We start from the raw sequence: 22,646 nt of genomic DNA on the forward strand, positions 1-22,646 counted from the left end.
GTATCACAAAAGCGGTCCATAACAAAACCCGCGGGGATTTCTTGCGGTGACAGACAGCATGACATCGATAGCGTTCTTCGGGAGTCATCCGCTCGGGCTGGCCTGTCTCGAACGCCTCGCCGACGCCGACGAGATCGAGACCGAACTCGTCGTCACCTATCCACGGGATCACGACGCCTGGTGGGAAGGGTCCGTCCACGATCGTGCGCTGGAACTCGGCTATCCCATCGCAACGCTCGACGAGGAAGAGCGCGTCCTCGACCTGGACCTCGACTACATCCTCAGCGTCTACTACCCGAACATCCTCGGGCCGGATCTGCTCGACCACCCGGAGGACGGCGCTCTCAACCTCCACCAGGCGGAACTGCCGCGCTACCGGGGCAGCAACGTCTTCAGCCACTCCATCATGAACGCCAGAGACGACGAACACTGGCGACACGGCACGACCCTTCACTTCATGGAACCGAAGGTCGACGCCGGCGACATCGTCGACCGCAAGTTCGTCCCCATCACCGAATCCGACACCGCCCGGTCGCTGTACGAGCGAACCAGAGCCGCCTCGATACAGCTCTTCGAAGAGATGCTCCCCGCCATCGCGACTGGACACGTCACCGACATGGCGACGCCCCAGGAGGAGTACGACGGAAAGCGATACTTCTACACCAAGGAGAGTCTGGACGGTGAGAAAGAGATTCCCATCGACGAGTTCCGCGGCGCGGACACGGAGACGGAACTGGCCATCTACGACAAGATCCGCGCGCTCGATTTCCCACCGCACGAACCAGCCTGGACCTATCTCGACGGGCGCAAAGTGTACCTCACGGCCTCCGACTACGACGGCTGACGCGAGAGTTGCATATTTCTGACTGTATACAGAGCATTATTTTGTATACACACAAGAAAAGCGCCCGATCAGCCTTACAACACAGAACGGTACTGACTACGACGTTCTCGTCGTCAGGGAGTTCGTCGGTGAAAGCGAGAGTACTTCGTCGCTCTCGTCCGAGTGCTTGGCTCGTTCGAGGATTTCGACTGTCTGGGCACCGATAGTGCCGCTCGCCAGCGGGTCCCGGTTCGCGGCAGTGGCGTCGATGAACGACTGGATTTCGGCCTTGAGCGGTTCCCGTTCGGGCATCTCGTGGACAGTGGGCCCGTCGTTACGGAGTTCGAGTTGCCCGTCGCCGAGATCCGCGACGCTCGTCTCGTACAGTTCGATCTCCGTGTCGCTCGGGTAGTCCACGTACGCGGCCGCGTCCGTGCCGATGACCGCGAGGTCGCGCCGTTTGCCGAAGACGGGGATCTGCCACGACGAGTGGATGACGCCTCTGGTATCACCGTATTCGAGTTCCACGGTCGCCGTCTCGTCGATGCCGTCGCGCAGGTGCGAATCCCGATTACAGTAGACTCGCGTCGGCTGCCGGTCCAGGAGGTAGTTGTAGATGTCCACGTCGTGGACGGCGAGCGAGTAGAGGACGCCGGTCGTCTCACGCGGAACTTCGAACGCGAACCGCGCGGTGTGCAGGTACTTGATCTCGCCGAGTTTGCCGTCGTCGATCCACTGCTTCAGTTCCGTGAGCGCTGGATGGTACCGGAAGATGTGGCCCACGCCGAGCGTCCGGTCGTACTCCTCGGCAGTCTCGACGATGTTCCACGCCGCGTCTGCGTCCAGCGCGAGCGGTTTCTCGACGAGTAGGTCCGTCCCCGACGCGAGGAGGTCGGTCGCAATCTGCTCGTGGGTCGTCGACGGCGTCGCGAGCGACGCGGCGTCGACGTCCACGTCCCGGTAGTCCGTGCAGTAGTCGAGGTCGAACCGCTCGGCGAGTTCGACCGCCCGTTCCCGATCGACGTCACAGACGACGACGTCGTCGAGAACGCCGTCCGCTGCGAGTTCGGACGCGACGCGAACGTGGTTTTTGCCCCAGTAGCCCGTCCCGACGATACCGTAGTTCATTCTTCGTAGTGCCGTTCGATCGCGGCGCAGACCCTGTCGATCTCCTCATCGGTGATCCGCGGATGCATCGGGAGCGAGAGGATGCGGTCGGTCAACGTCTCGGTGCGAGTCAAACTTGGAATCGTGTCGAGGTGGCGCCGAATCGCCGGGTGCTGGTGGACCGGAGTCTCGTAGTGGATGCCCGTTTCGATGCCGTCCGCTTCGAGCGTTTCCTGCAGGTCGTCGCGGTCGGCCACGTGGACGACGTACAGGTGATAGACGTGTTCCACGTCTGAGCGCTCGTTGGGGGCTTTGACGCTACTCACGTCCGAGAGGCGGTCGTTGTATCGCCTGGCCGCGTCTCGGCGCTGTTGGTTCCAGTCGTCGATGTGCTCCAGTTGCTCGAACCCGACGGCTGCGTGGAGTTCGCTGAGCCGGTGGTTCAGCCCGAGTCGGACGTGTTCACCGGTGTCGTCGCGTCCGTGGTTGCGCATCGCGCGGGCCTCCGCTGCGAGGTCGTCGTCGTCGGTGACCAGCATCCCGCCGTCGCCGGCGACGGTCATGTTCTTCGAGGGGTAGAAGCTGAAACACCCGGCGTCGCCGAAACTCCCCACGGGATCGCCTCGATACGTCGCCCCGTGGGCCTGGCAGCAGTCCTCGACCAGCGTGAGACCGTGCTTCCGGGCCACGTTCGCGATCGAGTGCATCTCGGCCGGGTGACCGTAGATGTGAACCGGAACGACGGCCTGGGGATTGTCGGCGTCGGCGACTTTCTCCTCCAGGTCCAGCGCGCCCATCGTGTACGTGACCGGGTCGATGTCGACGAACACGGGGTTCGCCCCGAGTTCGACCACGGGGCTGACCGACGCGAAGAACGTGTGCGCCGGGACCAGGACGTCGTCCCCGGGTCCGATTCCCGCGGCTTTGAGCGCGAGGTAGATGGCGTCGGTTCCGCTCGCCACGCCGACGGCGTGGTCAGTCTCACAGAAGTCGGCGAAGGCCGACTCGAACTGTTCGACCATCGGGCCCTTGACGTACCGTTCGCTCCGGAGTACGTCGGTTACCCGATCAACGATAGATTCGTCGACGTAAATATCGGTGAAAGCGACGGGTTCGCTCATACAACCTCGGTTCGAGCAATCACAGTTTGTTATGCCTAGAATACGTGCGCTACGGCGAGAGAAGGGAGAATCTAGCTCCCGCAGAAACGAATGATACTGGGACCGAGACACGATTGAGTATTCGGGGATTACTACATTCAGACCCTCTCCCGCCGGTTCTACCGTACGGATAACTTTACTTGCCGTTCTGGAACAGCCACTCGCGCCCCGGAGCGCCGGTCCGCCCCCAATTCGGCAACCGGGGTGCCTGCCTCTACTATGCAATCGACCCTCACGGACCGGACCGTCCTCGTCACTGGCGGGGCCGGCTTCATCGGGAGTCACATCGTCGAGTCGCTCGCCACGAACAACCAGGTTCGAGTCCTCGATGACTTCTCGAACGGGAGTCGCATGAACCTCCCCACCGACGTGGAGGTCATCGAAGGAGACGTTCGCGACGACGGCACGCTGAGCAGGGCCATGCAGGACGTCGAGTTCGTGTTCCACCACGCCGCCATGGTCAGCGTCGAGGAATCCGTCACGAAGCCGCGAGCCTGCCAGGAGATAAACACCGCCGGGACGCTTTCAGTACTCGATCACGCCCGGATGGAAGACGCTCGCGTCATCGTCCCCTCGTCCGCTGCGATCTACGGGACACCCGACGAGATCCCGATTACGGAGACCGCCCGAAAGCGGCCGACGTCCCCCTACGGAATCTCGAAACTCGCCACCGATCACCACGTCCAGCGGTTCGACGAACTGTACGACCTCCCGACCGTCGTCCTTCGATACTTCAACGTCTACGGTCCCCGGCAGGGTCACGGCGATTATAGCGGCGTCATCAGCATCTTCCTCGAGCAGGCCCACGACGGCGGCCCGATCACGGTCGAGGGTGACGGAACGCAGACGAGGGATTTCGTCCACGTCGACGACGTGGTCCGGGCAAATCTGCTCGCCGCCACGACTGAACACACCGGCGATGCCTACAACATCGGCACCGGCGAGACGATCTCGATCCGCGAACTGGCTGAACTGATTCGCGACGTGACTGGGTCGACGGCCGAGATCGTCCATCGAGACCGGCGAGCGGGCGATATTCCCGAAAGCTGTGCGGACGTCAGCAAGGCGCGCCGCCGATTGGGCTACGAGCCGTCAGTGGCCCTCCGTGAGGGGCTCACTTCGATCGCAGACTCGACGGCAGTGCTGTGAGCCGTCCGTTTACGCGCCCATCTCGATTCGTTCGTACTGCTGATCCACAGCGGCCGCGTCGGTTTCGAGCAACGCGACGACGAGATTGGGCGTGTACTCGCTCAGATACTCGATGAGGTCGGCGATCCGCTCGGCGTCGATCGCCTCCAGCGAATCGAGCAGCATGAACGGGACCGACTCGTACACGTCGTGTGCGAGATACCCCGCGAGCGCGAACACGAGTCCGGCGACCTCGCGTTCGCTCTCGCTCAAGTGCTCGATCCTGTCCTCGTAGGCCGCGCCGTCGGTGCTGCCCCGAACCACGTGTAGATCGAACACGTGTTCCGTCTCCGTTCGGCGCCCCCCGCTCTCTCGTTCCCGCCGTTCGATCCAGATCCGTTCGATGTTGTCGTAATCGAGCAAGGAGAGGACGGCAGCCATCTCCTCGTTGAATATGTCGACCACGTCGGCTTCCAGTCGGTCGATTTTCGTCCGCTGTTCGGTCAGTTCCGCTGCGACCGATTCGCGTCGGTCTTCGAGGTCCGAACGGCGGTCGATCTCCGCCTCGATCCGCTCGATCTCCGCCTCGACGTCGGCGAGGTCGTCCTGCAACGACTCCAGTTCGAACTCGGCTTCGTTTACCTCGCGGTGACGCTCCAGCACGTCGTCGTACTGCTCGGACTCCCGTTGCTGGACGGCCGCTTCGAGTTCTTCGATCGTTGCTTCGAGCGACTCGATCTCGCTTTCGAGCGTCGCGACGGCCTCCTGTCGCTGCTCGATTTCGTCGTCGACGTCGTCGAGTCGACGTTGGAGGCGCTCCCGCTCGGCTCGTTCGTCTTCGAGGTCTCGTTTCTCGGCCTGCAACTCGTCGATGTCTGCCTGACAGTCCCGACGCACGGTGACTTTCTCCTGTCGGAGCGTGCGAAGGGTTTCCAGCGTGTTCGTGATGCTCGACTGCGCTACCTCGGAGCCACAGGTCCAGCACACAACGTCCCCGTCGTCTGCCAGCAGTTGGTCAGTGACTGACTCGCCCTCGCCGTCGGCGTCGAGTGCGTCCAGCACCGCGTCCGACTCGCCGTCGACGACCGATTCGTTGAACTGGATCACCTGTCCGAGTTGGGTAATCGTGGCATCGAGCGACTGTTTGTGTTCGCGGACGCGGTCCAATTCAGCGTCGAGTTGGTCGATCCTGTCGGCGATGCCGTCGGGGACGTCGTCGAGGTCTGCTTCGAGGTCCGTTCGCTCTTCCCGCAAGGACTCGATGCTGGCCCGTTCGGTCGAGAGCCGCGTTTGCTTCCCTTCCAGATCGGTCCTGGCAGTTTCGAGTTCGGTGAGTTTCGCGTCCAGTTGCTCCTGTTTCTCCTTCGAATCTTCGAGCGACGCGTCGAGCGCGTCGAGCGCGGATCGCTTCTGTTCGAGCGTCGCCTCCTGGTCAGCGATGTCCGATTCGATGTTCGTCCGCCGTTCCTCCAATCCGGGGAGTTCCTCCTCGAGATCAGCGAGCTCTGCGAGTTCGTCGTCGAGTCGTCGTTTTTCGGCTTCCAGGCGTTCGATCTCGGCTCGGATCGCGTCCGTGTCCACCGGTCGCATGATGAGTTCCCTGAGGTCCGCGCCGCGTCGGACGGCCTGTCTGGCCTCGTTCGATTCGAGGAGAAACGCGAAGAGGTCCGCGAGCTCCGCGTCGTCGAGATACGGATCGCCACTGGTCCGAATTCGTCCGTCCTCGCGCACGAGCGTCCGCGTGTACGTCTCACCGTCGAGCGAGAGCGTGACCTCACCCTGCTCCGCGTCGGATTTGAGCGAGACGTTGTCGCTTCCCACCGCCGCCATCAGCGATTGCAACAAAGAGGTTCGGTTCGTCGCGTTCTTTCCAGTCAGCACCGTTACTCCGGGCGCAAACGAGAGCGATTCTTCCTCGATTCCGCCGACGTTCTCGACGGCGACAGCCACGTTACTCGTCGTCCCGACCGAGTTCATGTCCGGAAACAAGAGGCTACTGGCCTATAGTCTTATGTTACAGTTCACGAACGCCAACTATAGCTAGCACTTAGGAACGAGTCGCATCGATCGGCTATAGTTTTACATCAGTATAGTTGTAAAGCGGTTCAGGATGCAGACGGGTTGGTCCCACGATCTAAACAGCGACTACTCACGCGCGGACGAAGACTGGCACGAACAGCCGCCTTCGGCCAGGAGTTCACCGACGTCGTACTGTCTACTGCAGTCCGCACAGAGAACAGAGACGTCGACGAGAACGTCGAAGTCGCCGATTTCGAGGGCGTCCGCTCCGCGAAGTCGCTCGAGCGCGTCAGTCGTCACGACTTCCGTCCGGTGCTGTAGTGCCCGGATTCGGTCGCGGTCAGCGCGCCTGCGTTCGGCAGGGTCCGCCCGCGTGTCGTCGCGCGTCACGTCGAGGCAGTCGGTGAGATGTGTATGGATCGTCTGATGGGACACGAACTGGGTCTCGACGTCTTCGAGCGGGACACCTTCCGACTCCAGTTGCCGCCGCGTCTGGGTCTTGATCCCCGTACTCACGTCGTCGTCGGTCAGGAGCCGATAGAAGTTCGCAACTTCACCATCGAGTCGCGATGCGCCAGCGCGGTCGAGCGCCGCAGCGAGGATGCGTTGGTTGTAGACGGTAGCGAGCTCTCGAAGACTCGTCCTGTCGTTCCCGTCGCCCTGCCATCGCCGAACCAGCTCTTCGTTCAGCGAGGGCAGGTCGTACTCGTCGAGGCCGCGTCCTACCTTACAGTCACAGCGGGCACCGCCAGACTCACCGGACGACTCGTCACCAGTCACAGTAATGCCAACAAACTGTTCCATCAAAACGATTCCGGAGTTAGCAACCCAGCGGCCGCCATTCAGGTGTCTCGCACGCGCTACTCTCGTCGTCAGAGACGGTTCGCCCGTATCGTCGCGAGCAGCGCTGGGAGTCTCCGAACCCGCGATTCGGTGGTAATTACTCGGGGAAATCATCCGGAAAACCGGCAGTACAGGCGGAAAGGACTGATGTATCAAGGTCGCAGTAGTCCGGCATCGCTCCGAGCCAGTTAGAGAACAACAATATGGTATTCACTCACAGACATACTATCACTGGTTGAGAACGTGTTTTTGGAGGGCCGTCCCTCGAAAATACCGAGTACGAATCTGTTACCTGTGAACTAAGACCAGTATTACTAAGCCATCTTGGCTGTAAATACGTGGCGTATGCAAGGACGGCTGACAGATAGTGAGTGGCAACGGATCACTGAATTCGCGCAGACGCCGATGCACGAGCGGACGCCGGACCAGTTGGTTCCTGAGGAAAGTGAAGAGAGCGACGACACTCGGGCAGGGGAATAAGTCCACGACACCACCGCGGTCTCTCGGTACGTCGGGTGGGGCGACAGGAAATTAGAGAGTTACACCATGTTTTCGGCCTCGATTTTCTGCCAGACCTGACTCCCCTTCTCGGTGACTCCATAGACTCGCCCTTTTCGGCGATCTTCGGAGACGAGTAGTTCGACGAGATCGCGATCCCGCAGCCCCTGAAGGGCACGCGAGATGTGAGCGATTCCGAGGTCGGCGTCGTTGGCGATTCTCGAGGGTGTCGCTGGCCCGTCCGCGAGACGTCTCAGGACCGCGATTCGATACTGTGAACTGATAACGAAACTGACGTCGTCCCAGTCTGAGTTCATTGCATTGGGATACTGTACGTTGTGGCCCCGGCAGGCCGTGGCGAGTTCCTTCGCGAGCTCATCCCCGTCATAACCATCGATAGTCAACCAGTGCCGCGACCACCCCCAAGATACCCCACTGGGCATCCGACCACGACATCGAATTCCGGGAGGGTGGGTGTTCTCGGCTGACTTGCCATCTATTCGTCGTCACCCCCAATAATTTTGTCCCCCTTATTGCACACTCGGCGACAAATTCTCAACGCACCACGCAGTTGAACTCGGATACTCGTCGAAACGATTGTCCAGTTATGGGTTTCATATAGAGTGTCTAGTTTCCTCATATGTGTCGTCTCAGTGCCCTCTGGCTCCCCCAGCGGATAATCATGCGTATCGAACAAGTAAGGTCTGACAAAAGTCAAAACAGTGGTATAGTCGAGTTATAACAAAGCACCCCCCCGACCACGTGCCTATCGAGCATGAGCGTGGAATTCGGAGAAGCAATCGACGAGAGCCCAGACGAGACCACAACACGATGCCAGAACTGTGGCAGCTACGTCACTAGCGCGTTTGCCAGAGTGTTCGGGAACAACCAGGACCACGTGTACGCGTGCCTGGAGTGCTCCACCATGCGCGCGTTGCGCACTGGAAGCGGCGTCGTACACGAATAGGGCACCGCCGATCTGATCGACACCCGCTGTACTTATTCTTGCGTGGCCGACATCCGGTTAGTTCGCAGTGTCGTTTGCAGCCTCATCCTGACAGTCGCCTCTCCACGGCCGCCCCACTGCCGCCACGGTCGCTAGCCACCTCGATCCTGCAGCTCTCCTGGCACCTGTCTGCGCTGTGAGCGCCAGTAGAGATAGTGCGCACTCGCCGAGATGGCGAACCCAGTCGTGATGACGACGCCGACGACGACGGCGGGAATCGTCGCGAAGATCCACACGTCGAGCCAGACGAGCGCCAACATGATCGCGCTGACGACAGCGAGCGCCAGGTAGAACTGTTGCCACGGGATCGGACTGCTCGACTCGGTGAGATAATCGTCGATCCGATGGACGCGATCGGTCAGTTCGACGAGTCCACTTTGCTGGTCGTAATCGACGATACCGACGGAGTCCAACTTCGGGATATGTGTTTGGTAGAGTGAAACATACACTCGTTTCCGTTCCTGGTCAGACAGTTCTTCGACTGTCGTCTCGTTTTCCCAGGCAGCGACGTGTTCTGCGAGGTCGTTAAGTGCGACTGGCTCACCGGTTTTCCTCAGATAGTACAGGACGTAGCGACGCCGCGGACTACTGAGGATATCGAAAACGAGATCCTGAGTCAGTTCGTCCTGTTCCTGTACCATCAAGGAGCAATCCCCTGTCAGTCGTGATCTCGACTGCACGCCACTGGATATTCGTTCATGAGGTTCGACTTGACGTACACGGACATCCCCGCCTTTTTCCTTTGTTACAACGTCCTTTCATACGGTAACCTACGGATACATACCCGAAATATCGCAGCTCAGTCCTGTCTTCCGGGTATTCTGTAGTAATATTTTCATCAATTATCATATTTGGCGAAGAGTCTGTTACCGGCTGGTGCCACATCGGTCACGTGGTAAGTGACGGCCAGAGAAGCAGACTCCTATCCGACGCCAAGGGTCCGCATAACAAAGGAATCAGTCCGCCAGGATTCGGCCGTGTCAGCACCATCTACGCTGACGCTTTCGAATCATGAGGTCCCCAGGATTGATCACCGGCGGGCAGCGTATCGACTCCGGCCAGCAGTTTCATGGCGTATCGACACTGCCAGAGACGTTCCGAGCGGCTGATAGTCAAATCTCACCCTTAGCCGAGAGGCCCGAATTTGGAGGCGGGCTACGCAGCGTAAGGGAGGACGAACATGGCAACTGAAAACGAACAAGTCCAGTCCGTTTCGATCGCGGATCCAGAACTCGACAGCCGCGAGTCCGGCAGGGTCGCCGAGATCATCGAATCCGGCCGCCTCGCGTCCGGTGAAACCGTCACGAACTTCGAGCGCACCTTTGCCGACTTCTGTGGGACGGACCGCGCCGTCGCGACGAGCAACGGAACCACAGCCCTCCACGCGGCCCTCCGCGCGCTCGGTATCGGCGACGGTGATAGGGTCATCACGACCCCGCTCTCGTTCGTCGCCTCCGCGAACGCGATCAGGTTGTGTGGTGCAGAGCCAGTGTTCGCCGATATCGACCCCGAAACCTACAACCTCGACCCCCACGCCGTCGAAGCGACCATCCGCGATTTGGACGGCAACGTCGACGGGATACTCGCCGTTCATCTCTACGGATTGCCAGCGGCGATGAACCACCTCCAGGAGATCGCAAACGAACACGATCTCGTCCTCGTCGAAGACGCCGCACAGGCACACGGTGCACGCCACAGCGGCCGCCACGTGGGCTCGATCGGCGACGCCGGGTGTTTCAGCTTCTATCCGACGAAAAACATGACGACGGGCGAGGGAGGCGCCGTCGTCACCGACCGCGACGACGTCGCAGAGCGCGTCGCACAGTTCATCAACCACGGGCGAGACGGGTCACATCACCACGTCGAAGTCGGCCACAACTTCCGGATGACGAACGTCGCGGCCGCGATCGGTCTGGTCCAGTTAGAGAAGTTACCCAGTTTCAACCGGGCCCGGCGCGCGAACGCAGCCAAGCTCACGGACCTTCTCGAAGACACGGCCGTCATTCCCCCGGTCGAGCCGACGGAGCGGCGACACGTCTACCACCAGTACACGATCCGGACGCAGAACCGCGACGAGCTACAGGAGGCGCTCTCGGCTGCTGGCATCGATACGGGCGTCTACTATCCGACGCCGATTCACGAACAGCCGGCCTACGCGGACGTCGACACCGCCGCCCCAGTCGCAGAGCGTGCCACGGACGAAGTGCTGTCGCTGCCCGTCCACCCGAACTGCACCGACAGCGACCTCGAAGCGATCGCGCGAATCATCACTCGCCACACGAACCATGACTGAGCAGAAAATCAATGCGGGCGTTATCGGCGTCGGGAAGATGGGGCAACATCACGCGCGCGTGTACAAGGAGATTCCCGGCGTGCGACTCACCGGCATTGCCGACGCGGACGACGACCGCGCGACGCAGATCGCGACGAAGTACGGCACCGTTCCCCGAGACAGAGACGAGGTCATCGACCGATGTGACGTCGTGTCGATCGCCGTACCGACCCGGTATCACCACGAGGTAGCGAGCGAGGCGATCGACGCCGGCGTTCACGTCCTCATCGAGAAACCGTTCGTGCGAGACCTCCAGGAAGGCCGCGATCTCGTCAACAAGGCGCGCGAGCAGGACGTCCGTCTCCAGGTCGGCCACATCGAGCGCTTCAATCCGGCCGTGCAGGCAGTGACCGACATCGTCACGGATCTCGACGTGATCGCCGTCGACGTTCGCCGACTCGGGCCGCCGGTCGACCGGGACTCGAAGGACGGCGTCGTGTTGGACCTGATGATCCACGACATCGACGTTCTCACCGCGATCATGGGCAGTGACATCTCGGACGTGACGGCGATGAGCACTCGCGACGGGAACCACGTGACCGCACAGGTCGAGTTCGCGAACGGCGTCGTGGGCAACCTCACGGCCAGTCGTGTCACGCAAGAGAAAATCCGTGATCTAGCCGTCACAGCGGAGGACTGTCGCGTCAACGTGGACTACGAAAACCAGACCGTTCAGATCCATCGCCACTCCGTCCCCGAGTATTACGAGAGCGACGGCGACCTCCGATATCGCCACGAAAGCATCATCGAACGGCCGACGATCGAGAACGGCGAACCGCTCCGCGAGGAGTTAGAAGCGTTCGTCACTGCCGTCCGAGAGGGCACAGAGCCGCCAGTGTCTGGGGAGGACGGTCTCGCTGCGCTCCAGATCGCCCGCCAGATCCAAGAACGGACCATAACTGACGACCCCGTCGTCAGGAGATGAGGTATGCACACACGAACAAGCGATCGATATTCGTTATACGAGAGTTCACTCGAGAGTACAGACCAGCGATCAGCACTGCGTAACGGTGACGTTCCGGTCGCCGTGTACGGCCTCGGCAAGATGGGGCTGCCACTCGCTGCCGTGTTCGCGGAGGTGACCGGGAACACGACCGGCGCTGACATCGATCCGTCGGTCGTCGAATCGGTCAACAGCGGTACCTGTCCCGTCGACGGCGAGCCGGGTCTTCCGGAGGCGATCGAAACGACCGTCGAGGACGGGTCCCTCTCCGCAGTCAGTGATCCCACTGCCGCAGCCACGGACGCAGCGATCCACGTCATTATCGTCCCGACGTTAGTCGAAGACGGAACACCGGACCTGGCGACGCTCCGTGCGGTCGCCGAGTCGATCGGCCGGGGGCTATCTCCGGGTGATCTCGTCTGCGTGGAATCGACGGTCCCGCCTCGGACCTGTCGGGACGTCGTCGTCCCGGTTTTAGAGCGGGAGAGTGAGCTGGAACTCGGGGAGTTCGGCGTCGCGTTCTGCCCGGAACGAACGTCGAGCGGACGTGCCCTCAAGGATATCCGCGGGGCGTACCCGAAAGTCGTCGGCGGCGTCGACGACGAGAGTACGCGTGCAGCAAGTGTGCTCTACGACGAGGTCTCGAACAACGAGATTCACGCCGTCGCCGACGCGACGACTGCTGAGTGTGTCAAGGTGTTCGAAGGCGTGTACAGGGACGTCAACATCGCTCTGGCGAACGAACTCGCGACGATGGCCGACGAACTCGGGACGGACGTTATCGAAGCGATCGAAACGGCGAACACTCAGCCGTACTGCGATATTCACCGCCCCGGTCCCGGGGTCGGCGGTCACTGCATCCCGTACTATCCCTACTTCCTGATCGAACCGTTCGAGACCGAGACGCCGCTGCTCCGCACCGCCCGGGACGTGAACGATTCGATGCCCGCGTTCACTGTCCGAAAGCTTCGGGAAGCGCTCGCCGAGAACGGACGCACCGTCGACGACGCCTCCGTCGTCGTCCTCGGCGTCGCGTATCGCCCCGGTGTCGAAGAAACACGCGAATCGCCCGGGCTTGCGATCGCCGAACTGCTCGACGAACGAGGGATCGACGTCGCGGCCGTCGATCCCATCGTGGAGCTAGAGCAGTACCCCGTGGCGGAGATCGCCCTCGACGAACTGCCGGAGCACGATTTCGATGCAGTTGTTCTGGCCACTGATCACGATGAGTTCGAGTCGCTCCCGTGGAGCGCGTTCGAAGACGTCGTCGTCGTCGATGGACGTGATGCGCTCTCGGACCGAGTAGACGGTCACCCGGTGTACACGATCGGCGTTGGCGACCCGGTATCAGACGATAGTAATTACAGTTCTTGATACTACACTGCCAACTGATTTGAGACCATAGCTTTCGGGGGCCCGTACGGAAAGGCTATAGCGGTGACAACGGACCTCTACCGTGTCGTATGACACCATCACCCACACAAACTTCGTAAAAGAGCAACGCGATCCGTGAGAGTGCTATCGAAATCGAAAAAAATAGTCTCAGTTCGAGCCGATTAGGCAGAAAAACCTACTTAATCGGAACTATACTGTCGATACTTCCAATCGTGTTTTAGACGACAAATAACAATTAAGTGCCTGCCAATGGACGAAGTAGATGCAGCGAAGAAATCCAACCGTTCCCACGAGATGGAACTCATAGGGGAAGACCAACCCTGAATAAAGGAGCGAATGCGAACTCGTTCCACAGATACAACACGGAAAGTGGGTGGGGAATCGTGCGTAAAAACGAGAGATGGGTGATAAGTGCATGAGCACGAAAGAAACGGGGTCAAACGGACCTTCCACACAGTCGATTGAGGAACCGGAAGCAGACAATAATGCCGACGATGACATCGAAGCAGCGGAGTCGTCAGCGGAGACGCAGCTTTCCCTCGACCTAATTTTCGAAGTGCTGAAAAATCGACGCCGACGAGAAGTCATACGATATCTCAGAGAACACGAACAACAGGTCACGCTTAGTGATCTGGCAGAGCACATTGCTGCCCTCGAGAACGATACGGACATCGCGTCGATCACGTCTAGCCAGCGCAAACGCGTGTACGTCGGTCTGTATCAGTGTCACCTCCCGAAGATGGCAGACATGGAGATCGTCGAGTTCAATCAGAACCGTGGTATCGTCGACCTCGGTCCGAACGCGCCACAGCTCTACGAGTACCTCGATAACGACGACGCTGGCGGCCGGAAGTGGTACAAGTACTACATCGGTATCAGTGCCTTCGGAGTCGGCCTCTTCCTCCTGACGGTCGTGTTCGGTCAGCCTGCACTGCTACAAACTGCAGCACTCGGCGGCCTCTGTGTCGCCATTGCGGCGGCTTCCGTTCTCCAGACCGTCTCAGAGCGCGATACCAACGAGTAAGCCGATCTATCTCGTTTGAAGGTATCGTTTAGCTGTAACTCCGCTAATCGTTTGTGAGCGAGTTAGAAGAAGCACAAGCTGGGTCTGAACCAGACAATCGTTCGAGAGCTGGCATCGAATAGAGCACGTGTTACGCGGTCGTTCGGACGTCACACACGAGGTTATACGCGGAGCAGGCGCAATACCACGGCCTTCAGGCCGTGGATACGCGCCGTCACTCAGTGACACGCTCTACCGATACCGGCAGGGCCGGATATTCCACGCCAAGCACAGCCTTTAATAGTCTCTACTCCATAACTGGTTATGAACACAGTACGATGCTGGAGACAACCCGCACCTACGTCGCACGCATCACGAACCACCAACAGGTTCGTGACGACCTCGACCAGTGCGGGTTCTCTGCCTCGAAACTGTGGAACGTCGGACGCTACTACATCCAAGGTCGGTGGGACGAAGAAGGTGAGATACCTGACGAAGCCGAACTGAAATCGGAGTTGAAAGCCCACGAACGTTACAGTGACCTGCATTCTCAGTCAAGTCAGCGAGTTCTCGAAGAACTTGCTGAGGCGTTCACCGGCTGGTACAATTCCGACGACGGTAACAATCCACCGGGCTACCGGAAACGTGGCGACCGACACCCGCGCTCTACCGTGACGTGGAAACAGAAAGGCATCAAGCACGACGCTAAACACGGCCACCTCCGACTCTCGAAAGGATTCAACCTGAAAGAGAGTCGGTCTGACTTCATCCTCGCGGAGTACGAAACTTGTCCCGACGTACAGGTGGAGAACATCCAGCAGGTGCGTGCCGTCTACAACGGCGACCGCTGGGAACTGCACCTCGTCTGCAAGAAACAGATTCCCGTCGAGGACGCCCCCGGCGACAACACGGCGGGAATCGACCTCGGTATCAGCAACTACCTCGCTATCGACTACGAGGACGGCCCCTCGGAGTTGTATCCGGGGAACACGCTGAAAGAAGACAAGCACTACTTCACCCGCGACGAGTACCAAACCGAAGGCGAGAACGGGCCATCGAAACGGGCGTTGAAGGCTCGACAGAAACTCTCTCGACGCAAAGACCACTTACTCCACACCCTCTCGAAACACATCGTTGAGCGGTGTGTCGAAGAAGGTGTGGAGAAGATAGCGGTTGGCGACCTGAGCGACATCCGCGAAGACGAGAACGGTGACTCGCGGAACTGGGGTGCGTCGGGGAACAAGAAACTCCACGGATGGGAGTTCGACCGCTTCACGAATCTGCTCGAATACAAGGCCGAGGAACACGGTATCCTCGTTGACCGTGTGGACGAGGAGAATACGAGCAAGACGTGTTCGTGTTGCGGGCAAATTCGAGAGGCTAACCGCGTGGAGCGTGGCCTGTACGTCTGTTCGTCGTGCGAGACGACGATGAACGCTGACGTGAACGGTGCGGTAAACATCCGCCGAAAGATAACTCAGAGTCCTCCAACAGAGGATATGAGTAACGGCTGGTTGGCACAGCCCGGAGTCTTCCTGTTCGACCGCGAAAGCGGGACGTTCAATACGAGAGAACAGGGAGCCTGCAAACCCTAATATCCCAACGCTCGGGATTCCTCCGCCTTCAGGCGGAGGAGGATGTCAATCGACGCTGGAAGATGTCCTACCGTTCAGCGTATAAATCAACGAAACACTCGGTATCGGCCGAGATCCAGCTCGACATGCGTTCGATAGCGTTCGAGTCGGGATGATAGATCGTACATTGATTGGGCCGCTCGTCGTACTCGACGACGACGGAAACGAGTTCGTAGTTCTCTGCACCTGTGCCGAGTTGTTCTTCAGACGAGATCGTTTCCTTCATGCGTGGTCCCCCAGATGCGTTTTCCCGATATCGGAAGGGAGTGAAGTTGGTCTCCCTCCCACAGGATACCGACAGTAGCGTTGTTAAATTAGTTATGTGCTCGGTAACGAGGTGTCTGCTCTGTTAACATGTAATTGGAGTTTTTTCTCGGCTGTCCGCGGAGGCGTAGTTGCATCAGCTGAGTTGGCTGAGCAGCAGTACTGAGTTATTGAGCGTCGCGATCGAGTAGACGATGATGAGTGGAAGGTAGCTAATGAAATAGAGGTGACGACGCTCGAGGGAACACTCGTCGAGTGTGGAGAGCCAGGAACCGACCACCTCGACGACGATGACGACCATGAGCACACCGGTGATGCTCGCCCCGATCAGTCCGGCAATGCCGATCTCGCGGTATATCCAGGCACCAATGGGATTCTTTTCGGTCACGCCGTCCACGAGTGTCAGTCCAACGATCGTCGTGAGCAGGTCCGTCATCTTCGTGAGGACGAGCAGTGCGAGCCCAACAGTCCATTCCGAGGTGACGGTGTTCGCTTCGAACCCCCAGTGTAGGTCTCGTTGCGCCATGGCTCAGTGGCGAGGGAGACGGAGAGTGCTACCAATCGGGTGCGCCGGACAGTTCTCGGGGATGGATTTCACCATACCCAGTACTCCCACGGACTCCCAGATTGTTAGTCGGGGCATGGAGCCCCACACGCTGTCGATCGATGGTGACTCTAATTACAGACCTGACAGTGATGCTCTCAGCGATGGCGTCACTACACAGGCGTCGTCTCCGCCTCTCGTCGCCAAAAAAGTGGTTCCGATGTCGGATCAGCAGCTCAGGTCGGGATCGCTGCTTTGTCCTGCAGGTACTGGTTTTCCCATTCGCGCCGATCTTGGAGCTCTCGGAGCCCGCGATCGGTCAGTCGGTAGACGTTCGTTCTCCGATCCTTTTTCCCTTTCTTTATCAATCCTTTCTTGACCAATTCGTCGAGATTCGGATACAAACGGCCGTGGTGGATTTCCGATTCGTAGTATGTTTCCAACTCGTCCTTGATAGCGAGTCCGTGTGGATCATCCAATCCCGCCACCAGGTACATGATGTCTCGTTGGAAACCAGTCAGGTCGAACATGGGTCCATAGGTTCGTTATGAATTTTCGTCTATAGTTATACAGTGGCTACCGCCAGGAATCAGCAGTAAAGATGGTATATCAAGCAACTAAGTATATTATCATAGGATCATCTTGCAACCAAACTGAACCACGACGCAAATACTGTGCAGCTTGAAAGATTCCGATTTTGTTCAGTGATCCAGAAGATGCTAGCTCATCGCCGCAGGTGATAGTAGCTCGCGCCACGGTTGAATCGGGAGAGATTCTTAGTGATAGATGATTATCGATACCAAGACACCGTGTTTCCGGTGAAATAGTATATAAAAGATGGGCCGAGAGACACACACCGGGTTTCCGGTGAAACGGGTGGAAGAGAGAGGAGGGGTGCACATGAAACGGGGGTCGAAGGATGCGATCGAGGTGTTAGAAAGGGTAGTCACAGTTCAAGGAGTTAGCAGCGAATGGAGTCGAAGTTCAGATATCGTCGGGAAGCAGGCGAGTGCGTGGAGATGTCCTCTGAAAGTACCGCATCGAATACGGACTACGAGCTGCTACAGAGATTCTATTTCGGGAAGGAAGAAAGAGCATCTTAGTTGCCGAGCTTTCGGTTGGAGGTCCGAATCTCCATGCGATCTTATCGCATTGTTTATTTAGCGATCCATTTAATGGACTTTTAGCTAGTATAGTATAAATAGTTAACTGACTATGCAATATTTAGTCAGAGATAGATTCCGGGAAATGACTAGATGATACAGACAGTCTGTACTGATAGAATAATCTCCCAGTCCCGGATCCTCCAAAAGCTGTAGCTACCAGTATAGGCATTTCTCAGTGCTGTACGGACAGTCATCCTTCATCTGGGTGTTGCACTCTCCTCGGCTATCCTCATCGTCTGTTGCCCCCTCACCCCCTCTCGTAACCAATTTCACCGGAAATCCGGTGTGTGTGTCTGTCGAATTACCGTGGTCTATCGGCGTTTGTAATTCCTGCTCCCTCGTCTCGCGTCTCTTCTAACTCTTCTTCCCTCCACAGACTACCCAGTGGTCTACAGGCTGGCCGGGGCTTGTCCCATCGGTACTTCACACACGATCCCCTCCTTGGAACGGATTTCACCGGAAACCCGGTGTGTGTCTCTCTCGTCTCTGTCCTACTCTCCCTCTCCATCTCTTCGATCGGTTTCACCGGAAACCCGGTGTGTGTCTGCCGAATGACTTCGTGGGTTCGAACTTCTCTAACCTCGCTCGTGTTAACCAACAAATGGCGATTCCAATGAAATGTTGGTTAATCGTGTCCGTCTCCGGTATTCCGCGTCAATTGTCGACTCTCAGAACAGCCCACGTTTCATTCTGCCGTAGATATTGGTGCGTCTCACTGGCGTTCACGTCGAGCTGGCTGGCAGATGCCGGCCGTGTTATTTTACGACCTATTCACTAACGCTTTGGTGTAATGTTTGGGTTCGATCGAGAAACCACGCTCGACCTGGTTGTGAACGCCGTCCCGCTCGTAATCATCCTCTTTTTCATGATCATGTTCGCAGTCATCCAGGAATGGCCCTTCGACGCGTTCCTGTTCGTCGTCTCACAAGGACTTCTCTTGGTACCGTTCGTTCTCTTGGCGCTACTGACGTACGTTGCCGGTCGCGTCATCTCTCGCGACCAAGCCTAAATACGAAACAGTTCTCTCTCTACCCTTCTCGGTTCTCGAATCCGACCCTCTTTTTTTCAGTGGCGTTGCTGGAGATCCGAACGAACTGCTGTACGACATTGCGTGTGTAATCGCATCGGAGAGAGGAGTAAACTTCAATCGACTAGATTTCCGAGATGGCTCGATTGACTCCTGTTCATCTGGGTATTGTCCAGCGTATTGGGACCATGCTCACGCCGTTCCAGTCCTCGTTTCATGTGCAGGCATCATTGCCTTATCTTGGCAGTGGTGAACTGGTATCCAGACCGGAATTCGGTCATTTCGGTACCTTCCAGTATGCAACCTCAGATAAACCCGTCGCGGGCTCAAAGGCAGTGGGAACGACACACGCAGACGGTTTCTGACAATCAATTGATCGTCGTCTCGAACCGACAACCGTACAGACACACTGAGACGGAATCCGGTATCGAAGTCGAACGACCGACCGGTGGACTAACTGAGGGGCTCGATCCTGCCATGCGTGAATTGGGCGGAACGTGGGTCGCATGGGGGGATGGCGACGCTGACGATGCTGTCGTCGATTCGAACGATCGCGTGTTGGTCCCGCCAGAGGAGGACGCCTATACGCTGAGGCGAATCTGGCTCTCGGACGAGGACGTCGACCGATATTACTACGGATTGAGCAATCGAGTGCTCTGGCCCCTTTGTCACTCGTTCCCCGGCAAGATCGAATACAGGGGAAGTGACTGGGACCGATACAAACAGATAAACGAGGAGTTTGCGAATGCAGTGATCGCGGAGGCGTCCGACGACCCGGTCGTCTGGTTCCACGATTACCATCTCGCGCTCGCGCCCTCGCTCGTCAGGGCACAACTCGATACGCAGGCGACGCTACAGCATTTCTGGCATATCCCCTGGCCGGTGTGGGACGTGTATCGTGTCGTGCCGAACAGTCACACGTTGCTTCGCGGACTGCTCGGAAACGACCGCATTGGTTTCCACGTTCACAGGTATTGTCAGAACTTCCTGTCCTGCGTCGACGCTGCGATCCCGGAGGCGAACGTCGATTGGGAACGCCAGTGCATTCGGTACCAGGGGCGGGCCATCACCGTCGAGTCGATCCCGATGGGTGTTCCCGTCGAGGACATCCAGGCGGAAGTCACGTCCGAGGACGCTCGCGCGCAAGCAGCGGAATTCGAGGCCGACCACGCTATTCCTGACGAAGCACGGGTCGCGATCGGCGTCGATCGACTCGACTATACGAAGGGGATTCCGGAACGACTCGATGCACTGGCACACTTCTTCGATGCAAATCCCGAGTGGCGTGGGAAACTCACCTACGTGCAAAACGCAAGTGAGAGCCGATCGCGGATCCCCGCGTATCGGGAGGTCCAGGAAACGGTCACGGACGCGGTCTCGGAAATCAACGAGCAGTACGGCACCGACGACTGGACGCCCGTCGTGTACACGACGAAACGCCTCTCCCGCCAGAAACTGCTCGGCTTGTACAACGAGGCAGACGTGGCGATCGTGAGCCCAATTAGAGACGGGCTCAATCTCGTCGCCCAGGAGTTCATCGCCGCGCAGACGTCGAACGACGCGGCACTCCTCCTGAGTAGCAACGCCGGTGCCCACGATTTGCTAGGTCAACACGCGCTCACGATCGATCCCCACGATACCCGGCAGTTCAGCTCGACGATCGAAACAGCGCTCTGCATGTCCCCCCACGATCGGCGTCAGCGAATGGGTGATCTGCGCGGGATCGTGGCCCAAAACGACTTGCAGCAGTGGGTCGACAGCCAGCTAGACGTTTTACGCGCGTCCCGTCAAGTCCGTCCCGAGTGATGCATCCATCGACACCGATGCTCGTGTCGGAAGCGAAACCGACGCTTCGCGCACGCCTCGAACAGAGTGACGGGTTGTTGCTGTGCCTCGATTTCGATGGCACACTCGCTCCGATCGCAGACTCGCCGACGACGCCGACGATCACCCCGGCGAACGAACGTGCACTCCAGACGCTCCGCGCCCGAACGCAGGTACGACTTGCAATTATCAGCGGACGCGAACTTTCGGATCTCGTTTCTCGCGTGGGAATCCCTCAGATTGCGTATGCAGGCAATCACGGGCTCGAACTTGCTGACGGGCACGGCGTCACCGTGCATCCAGTTGCCGAACGACAGGCACCATCGATTCAGCGTGCAGCGACGATACTCGAAACGCGAACTGCGTCGATCCCGGGTGCGACCGTAGAGAACAAAGGACTGTCTCTGACACTCCACTATCGGCAAGTGCCACCAGCCAGGGTACCCGACGTAGAGCGCGCCGTCGAGTCGCTGGTGCACGGTCCCCCCGGGCAGTCAGGTGACGGAGTCATGGGCCAGTTCCGGATCGTTCCCGGCAAACAATCGATCGAGATCAGACCCGCGGTCGACTGGGACAAGGGAAAGGCAGTCACGGAACTCCAGCGCAGAGTTCCCGACGACTGGCTGACGGCTTACGTCGGTGACGATACGACTGACGAGGACGCGTTCGAGGTTCTCGGCCCGGGCGATCTCGACGTCTTCGTCGGCACTGACGAGACCACGGCGACGTATCGGATTCCAGCGCAACGGGAGGTGGCGTCCTTTTTGCGATGGATGGGACGCATTCAAGAGACGCGGGTCACCGGTACACGAAATCGGACGAGTCGCACCCGTCGATGAAATCGTCGATGTCGACCACTGTTCCGGTGTCGGCGGACTCGTAGATCGCCTCCGTGAGCGCCGTCACTTCGAGGCCGATCTCGGCGGGGACGGCGGGGTCCACCTCGCCTTCGATCGAACCGATGAAATTCTCGAGTTTTCGTTCGTTGAGCGTATCGAAATTGAACTCGCTCGGAATCTCCGCCCGGTACGTGACCTCGTCGCTCTCGTGGATGTGGAGGACGTCGTTGACGTACGCTATCGATCCCTCTGTCCCCCAGATGAAGTACCCCTCTGTTGGGATGACGTCGTCACCGTCGCCGGTGATGCTGACCGACGACAGGAAGCTCTGGTCGCCACGCTCCATCTCGATGGTCACTGCGCTGTTGACGTCCAGCGACGGTTTGTCGTATTCGACCTGCGCAGTCACCGTCTTCGGGACGCTGTCTGTGAGCCAGATGAGCGCTTCGAGGAGGTGCGAGCCGGTATCGTACAGTTGACCGCCGCCGGAGAAGTCGGGGTCCACGCGCCAGGTGTTCTGGTGGTTCTCGATCCATTCCTGGGAGATGAAGCAGTTGACTGACCGAACGTCACCGATCGCACCGCGTTCGATCTGATACCGCATCTGTTCGAAGGCCGGATGGAAGTGTCGCTGATAGCCGACCTGGACGTCGAGGTCCCGTTCCGTTGCCACTTCGATGATATCGACGGCCTGCTGGACCTCGGTGACCATCGGCTTCTCGATCAGGAGATGGAGATTCCGTTCGAGACACGCAATGGCCTGGTCGTAGTGGAGCGTGTGCGGTGTCACGATAGTCATCGCGTCGAGTTCGGACGCGTGGTCGTCGAGTAGTGCTCTGTAGTTCTGGTAGGCTGGCGCGTTGAACTCCCGCTCGAACAGTTCTCGTGCATCGGCTGCGACGTCGGCGGCCGCGACGATCGTCACGTCTTCGAGTTCACTGTACGTCTTCGCTTGCAGATAGCCGAGACCCCCAACTCCGATAACACCGATACGCAGGCCCATGGGTAAGCAGAGGGACTGACGGAAAAATGTCTATCGGATTCGCAGGTCTTCTGTCGGCACAGCCCCCAAATCTCGTAAGTGCTAGAAC

At 58.8% G+C, this 22,646-nt stretch carries 21 protein-coding genes; 11 read left to right on the forward strand and 10 right to left on the reverse strand.

Annotated features, from left to right (window positions below; genetic code table 11):
- Positions 1-58: 58 nt before the first annotated feature.
- Complete coding sequence (locus tag MU553_RS21155; RefSeq protein ID WP_247381392.1) at positions 59-844, forward strand: methionyl-tRNA formyltransferase; 786 nt, start codon at positions 59-61, stop codon at positions 842-844.
- Positions 845-940: 96 nt separating this feature from the next.
- Here the strand turns inward: MU553_RS21155 and MU553_RS21160 are convergent, their stop codons facing one another.
- Together MU553_RS21160 and MU553_RS21165 are read right to left on the reverse strand one after the other, a co-directional pair.
- Positions 941-1,951, reverse strand: coding sequence for a Gfo/Idh/MocA family protein (locus tag MU553_RS21160; protein ID WP_247381395.1), 1,011 nt, complete (start codon positions 1,949-1,951; stop codon positions 941-943).
- A complete protein-coding gene (locus MU553_RS21165) occupies positions 1,948-3,051 on the reverse strand; it encodes a DegT/DnrJ/EryC1/StrS family aminotransferase (protein WP_247381396.1) in 1,104 nt (367 codons plus the stop codon). Before MU553_RS21165 ends, MU553_RS21160 begins: the two co-directional genes overlap by 4 nt.
- A 258-nt stretch (positions 3,052-3,309) precedes the next feature.
- On the opposite strand from MU553_RS21165, the gene MU553_RS21170 reads away from it, so the two are divergent.
- Positions 3,310-4,239 (forward strand): NAD-dependent epimerase/dehydratase family protein, encoded by a 930-nt coding sequence (locus tag MU553_RS21170; protein WP_247381398.1) that lies wholly within the window; start codon positions 3,310-3,312, stop codon positions 4,237-4,239.
- 9 nt (positions 4,240-4,248) lie between these two features.
- On the opposite strand, the gene MU553_RS21175 is transcribed toward MU553_RS21170, so the two are convergent.
- The 3 genes from MU553_RS21175 to MU553_RS21185 all read right to left on the reverse strand — a co-directional run bounded on the left by MU553_RS21175 (position 4,249) and on the right by MU553_RS21185 (position 7,895).
- Positions 4,249-6,195 (reverse strand): archaea-specific SMC-related protein, encoded by a 1,947-nt coding sequence (locus MU553_RS21175; RefSeq protein WP_247381400.1) that lies wholly within the window; start codon positions 6,193-6,195, stop codon positions 4,249-4,251.
- 168 nt (positions 6,196-6,363) lie between these two features.
- A complete protein-coding gene (gene rdfA / locus MU553_RS21180; RefSeq protein WP_247381402.1) occupies positions 6,364-7,017 on the reverse strand; it encodes a rod-determining factor RdfA in 654 nt (217 codons plus the stop codon).
- A gap of 602 nt (positions 7,018-7,619) precedes the next feature.
- Positions 7,620-7,895 (reverse strand): winged helix-turn-helix domain-containing protein, encoded by a 276-nt coding sequence (locus MU553_RS21185; RefSeq protein ID WP_247381543.1) that lies wholly within the window; start codon positions 7,893-7,895, stop codon positions 7,620-7,622.
- Positions 7,896-8,353: 458 nt separating this feature from the next.
- Here MU553_RS21185 and MU553_RS23905 point away from each other — a divergent pair, with 458 nt between their 5' ends.
- On the forward strand, positions 8,354-8,545 hold the full coding sequence (locus MU553_RS23905) for a DUF7563 family protein (RefSeq protein ID WP_428222021.1): 192 nt from the start codon (positions 8,354-8,356) through the stop codon (positions 8,543-8,545).
- A 131-nt stretch (positions 8,546-8,676) separates the two neighbouring features.
- On the opposite strand, the gene MU553_RS21190 is transcribed toward MU553_RS23905, so the two are convergent.
- The gene (locus MU553_RS21190; protein WP_247381404.1) at positions 8,677-9,225 is read right to left on the reverse strand and encodes a DUF7344 domain-containing protein; all 549 of its coding nucleotides are present in this window, start codon (positions 9,223-9,225) and stop codon (positions 8,677-8,679) included.
- A gap of 539 nt (positions 9,226-9,764) precedes the next feature.
- On the opposite strand from MU553_RS21190, the gene MU553_RS21195 reads away from it, so the two are divergent.
- The 5 genes from MU553_RS21195 to MU553_RS21215 all read left to right on the forward strand — a co-directional run bounded on the left by MU553_RS21195 (position 9,765) and on the right by MU553_RS21215 (position 15,852).
- Positions 9,765-10,877: a DegT/DnrJ/EryC1/StrS family aminotransferase gene (locus MU553_RS21195; protein ID WP_247381406.1), complete on the forward strand. Its 1,113-nt coding sequence runs from the start codon at positions 9,765-9,767 to the stop codon at positions 10,875-10,877.
- Positions 10,870-11,841, forward strand: a complete 972-nt coding sequence (locus tag MU553_RS21200; protein ID WP_247381407.1) for a Gfo/Idh/MocA family protein — start codon at positions 10,870-10,872, stop codon at positions 11,839-11,841. Before MU553_RS21195 ends, MU553_RS21200 begins: the two co-directional genes overlap by 8 nt.
- 3 nt (positions 11,842-11,844) lie before the next feature.
- A complete protein-coding gene (locus MU553_RS21205) occupies positions 11,845-13,233 on the forward strand; it encodes a nucleotide sugar dehydrogenase (protein WP_247381409.1) in 1,389 nt (462 codons plus the stop codon).
- Between the two features lie 436 nt (positions 13,234-13,669).
- The gene (locus MU553_RS21210) at positions 13,670-14,278 is read left to right on the forward strand and encodes a DUF7344 domain-containing protein (RefSeq protein ID WP_247381411.1); all 609 of its coding nucleotides are present in this window, start codon (positions 13,670-13,672) and stop codon (positions 14,276-14,278) included.
- 317 nt (positions 14,279-14,595) lie between these two features.
- A complete protein-coding gene (locus MU553_RS21215; protein WP_247381413.1) occupies positions 14,596-15,852 on the forward strand; it encodes an RNA-guided endonuclease InsQ/TnpB family protein in 1,257 nt (418 codons plus the stop codon).
- A 67-nt stretch (positions 15,853-15,919) separates the two neighbouring features.
- Here MU553_RS21215 and MU553_RS21220 read toward each other — a convergent pair whose 3' ends face one another.
- The 3 genes from MU553_RS21220 to MU553_RS21230 all read right to left on the reverse strand — a co-directional run bounded on the left by MU553_RS21220 (position 15,920) and on the right by MU553_RS21230 (position 17,229).
- Positions 15,920-16,117, reverse strand: coding sequence for a DUF7511 domain-containing protein (locus MU553_RS21220; protein WP_247381415.1), 198 nt, complete (start codon positions 16,115-16,117; stop codon positions 15,920-15,922).
- 174 nt (positions 16,118-16,291) lie between these two features.
- Entirely contained in the window at positions 16,292-16,681 is a 390-nt protein-coding gene (locus MU553_RS21225) for a DUF5658 family protein (protein ID WP_247381417.1), read from the reverse strand.
- A 254-nt stretch (positions 16,682-16,935) separates the two neighbouring features.
- Positions 16,936-17,229 carry a PadR family transcriptional regulator gene (locus MU553_RS21230; protein WP_247381419.1) on the reverse strand — a complete coding sequence of 98 codons (294 nt, stop codon included), beginning with the start codon at positions 17,227-17,229 and terminating at the stop codon, positions 16,936-16,938.
- Between the two features lie 1,426 nt (positions 17,230-18,655).
- Here MU553_RS21230 and MU553_RS21235 point away from each other — a divergent pair.
- The 3 genes from MU553_RS21235 (at position 18,656) to otsB (ending at position 21,555) form a co-directional block, all read left to right on the forward strand.
- Entirely contained in the window at positions 18,656-18,874 is a 219-nt protein-coding gene (locus tag MU553_RS21235; RefSeq protein ID WP_247381421.1) for a DUF6684 family protein, read from the forward strand.
- 315 nt (positions 18,875-19,189) lie between these two features.
- On the forward strand, positions 19,190-20,698 hold the full coding sequence (locus tag MU553_RS21240; protein WP_247381423.1) for an alpha,alpha-trehalose-phosphate synthase (UDP-forming): 1,509 nt from the start codon (positions 19,190-19,192) through the stop codon (positions 20,696-20,698).
- Positions 20,698-21,555 (forward strand): trehalose-phosphatase, encoded by an 858-nt coding sequence (gene otsB, locus MU553_RS21245; RefSeq protein ID WP_247381425.1) that lies wholly within the window; start codon positions 20,698-20,700, stop codon positions 21,553-21,555. Before MU553_RS21240 ends, otsB begins: the two co-directional genes overlap by 1 nt.
- Here otsB and MU553_RS21250 read toward each other — a convergent pair.
- Complete coding sequence (locus MU553_RS21250) at positions 21,515-22,558, reverse strand: Gfo/Idh/MocA family protein (RefSeq protein WP_247381427.1); 1,044 nt, start codon at positions 22,556-22,558, stop codon at positions 21,515-21,517. The genes otsB and MU553_RS21250 overlap by 41 nt on opposite strands.
- Positions 22,559-22,646 lie beyond the last annotated feature (88 nt).

Source organism: Halorientalis brevis (genome assembly GCF_023077655.1).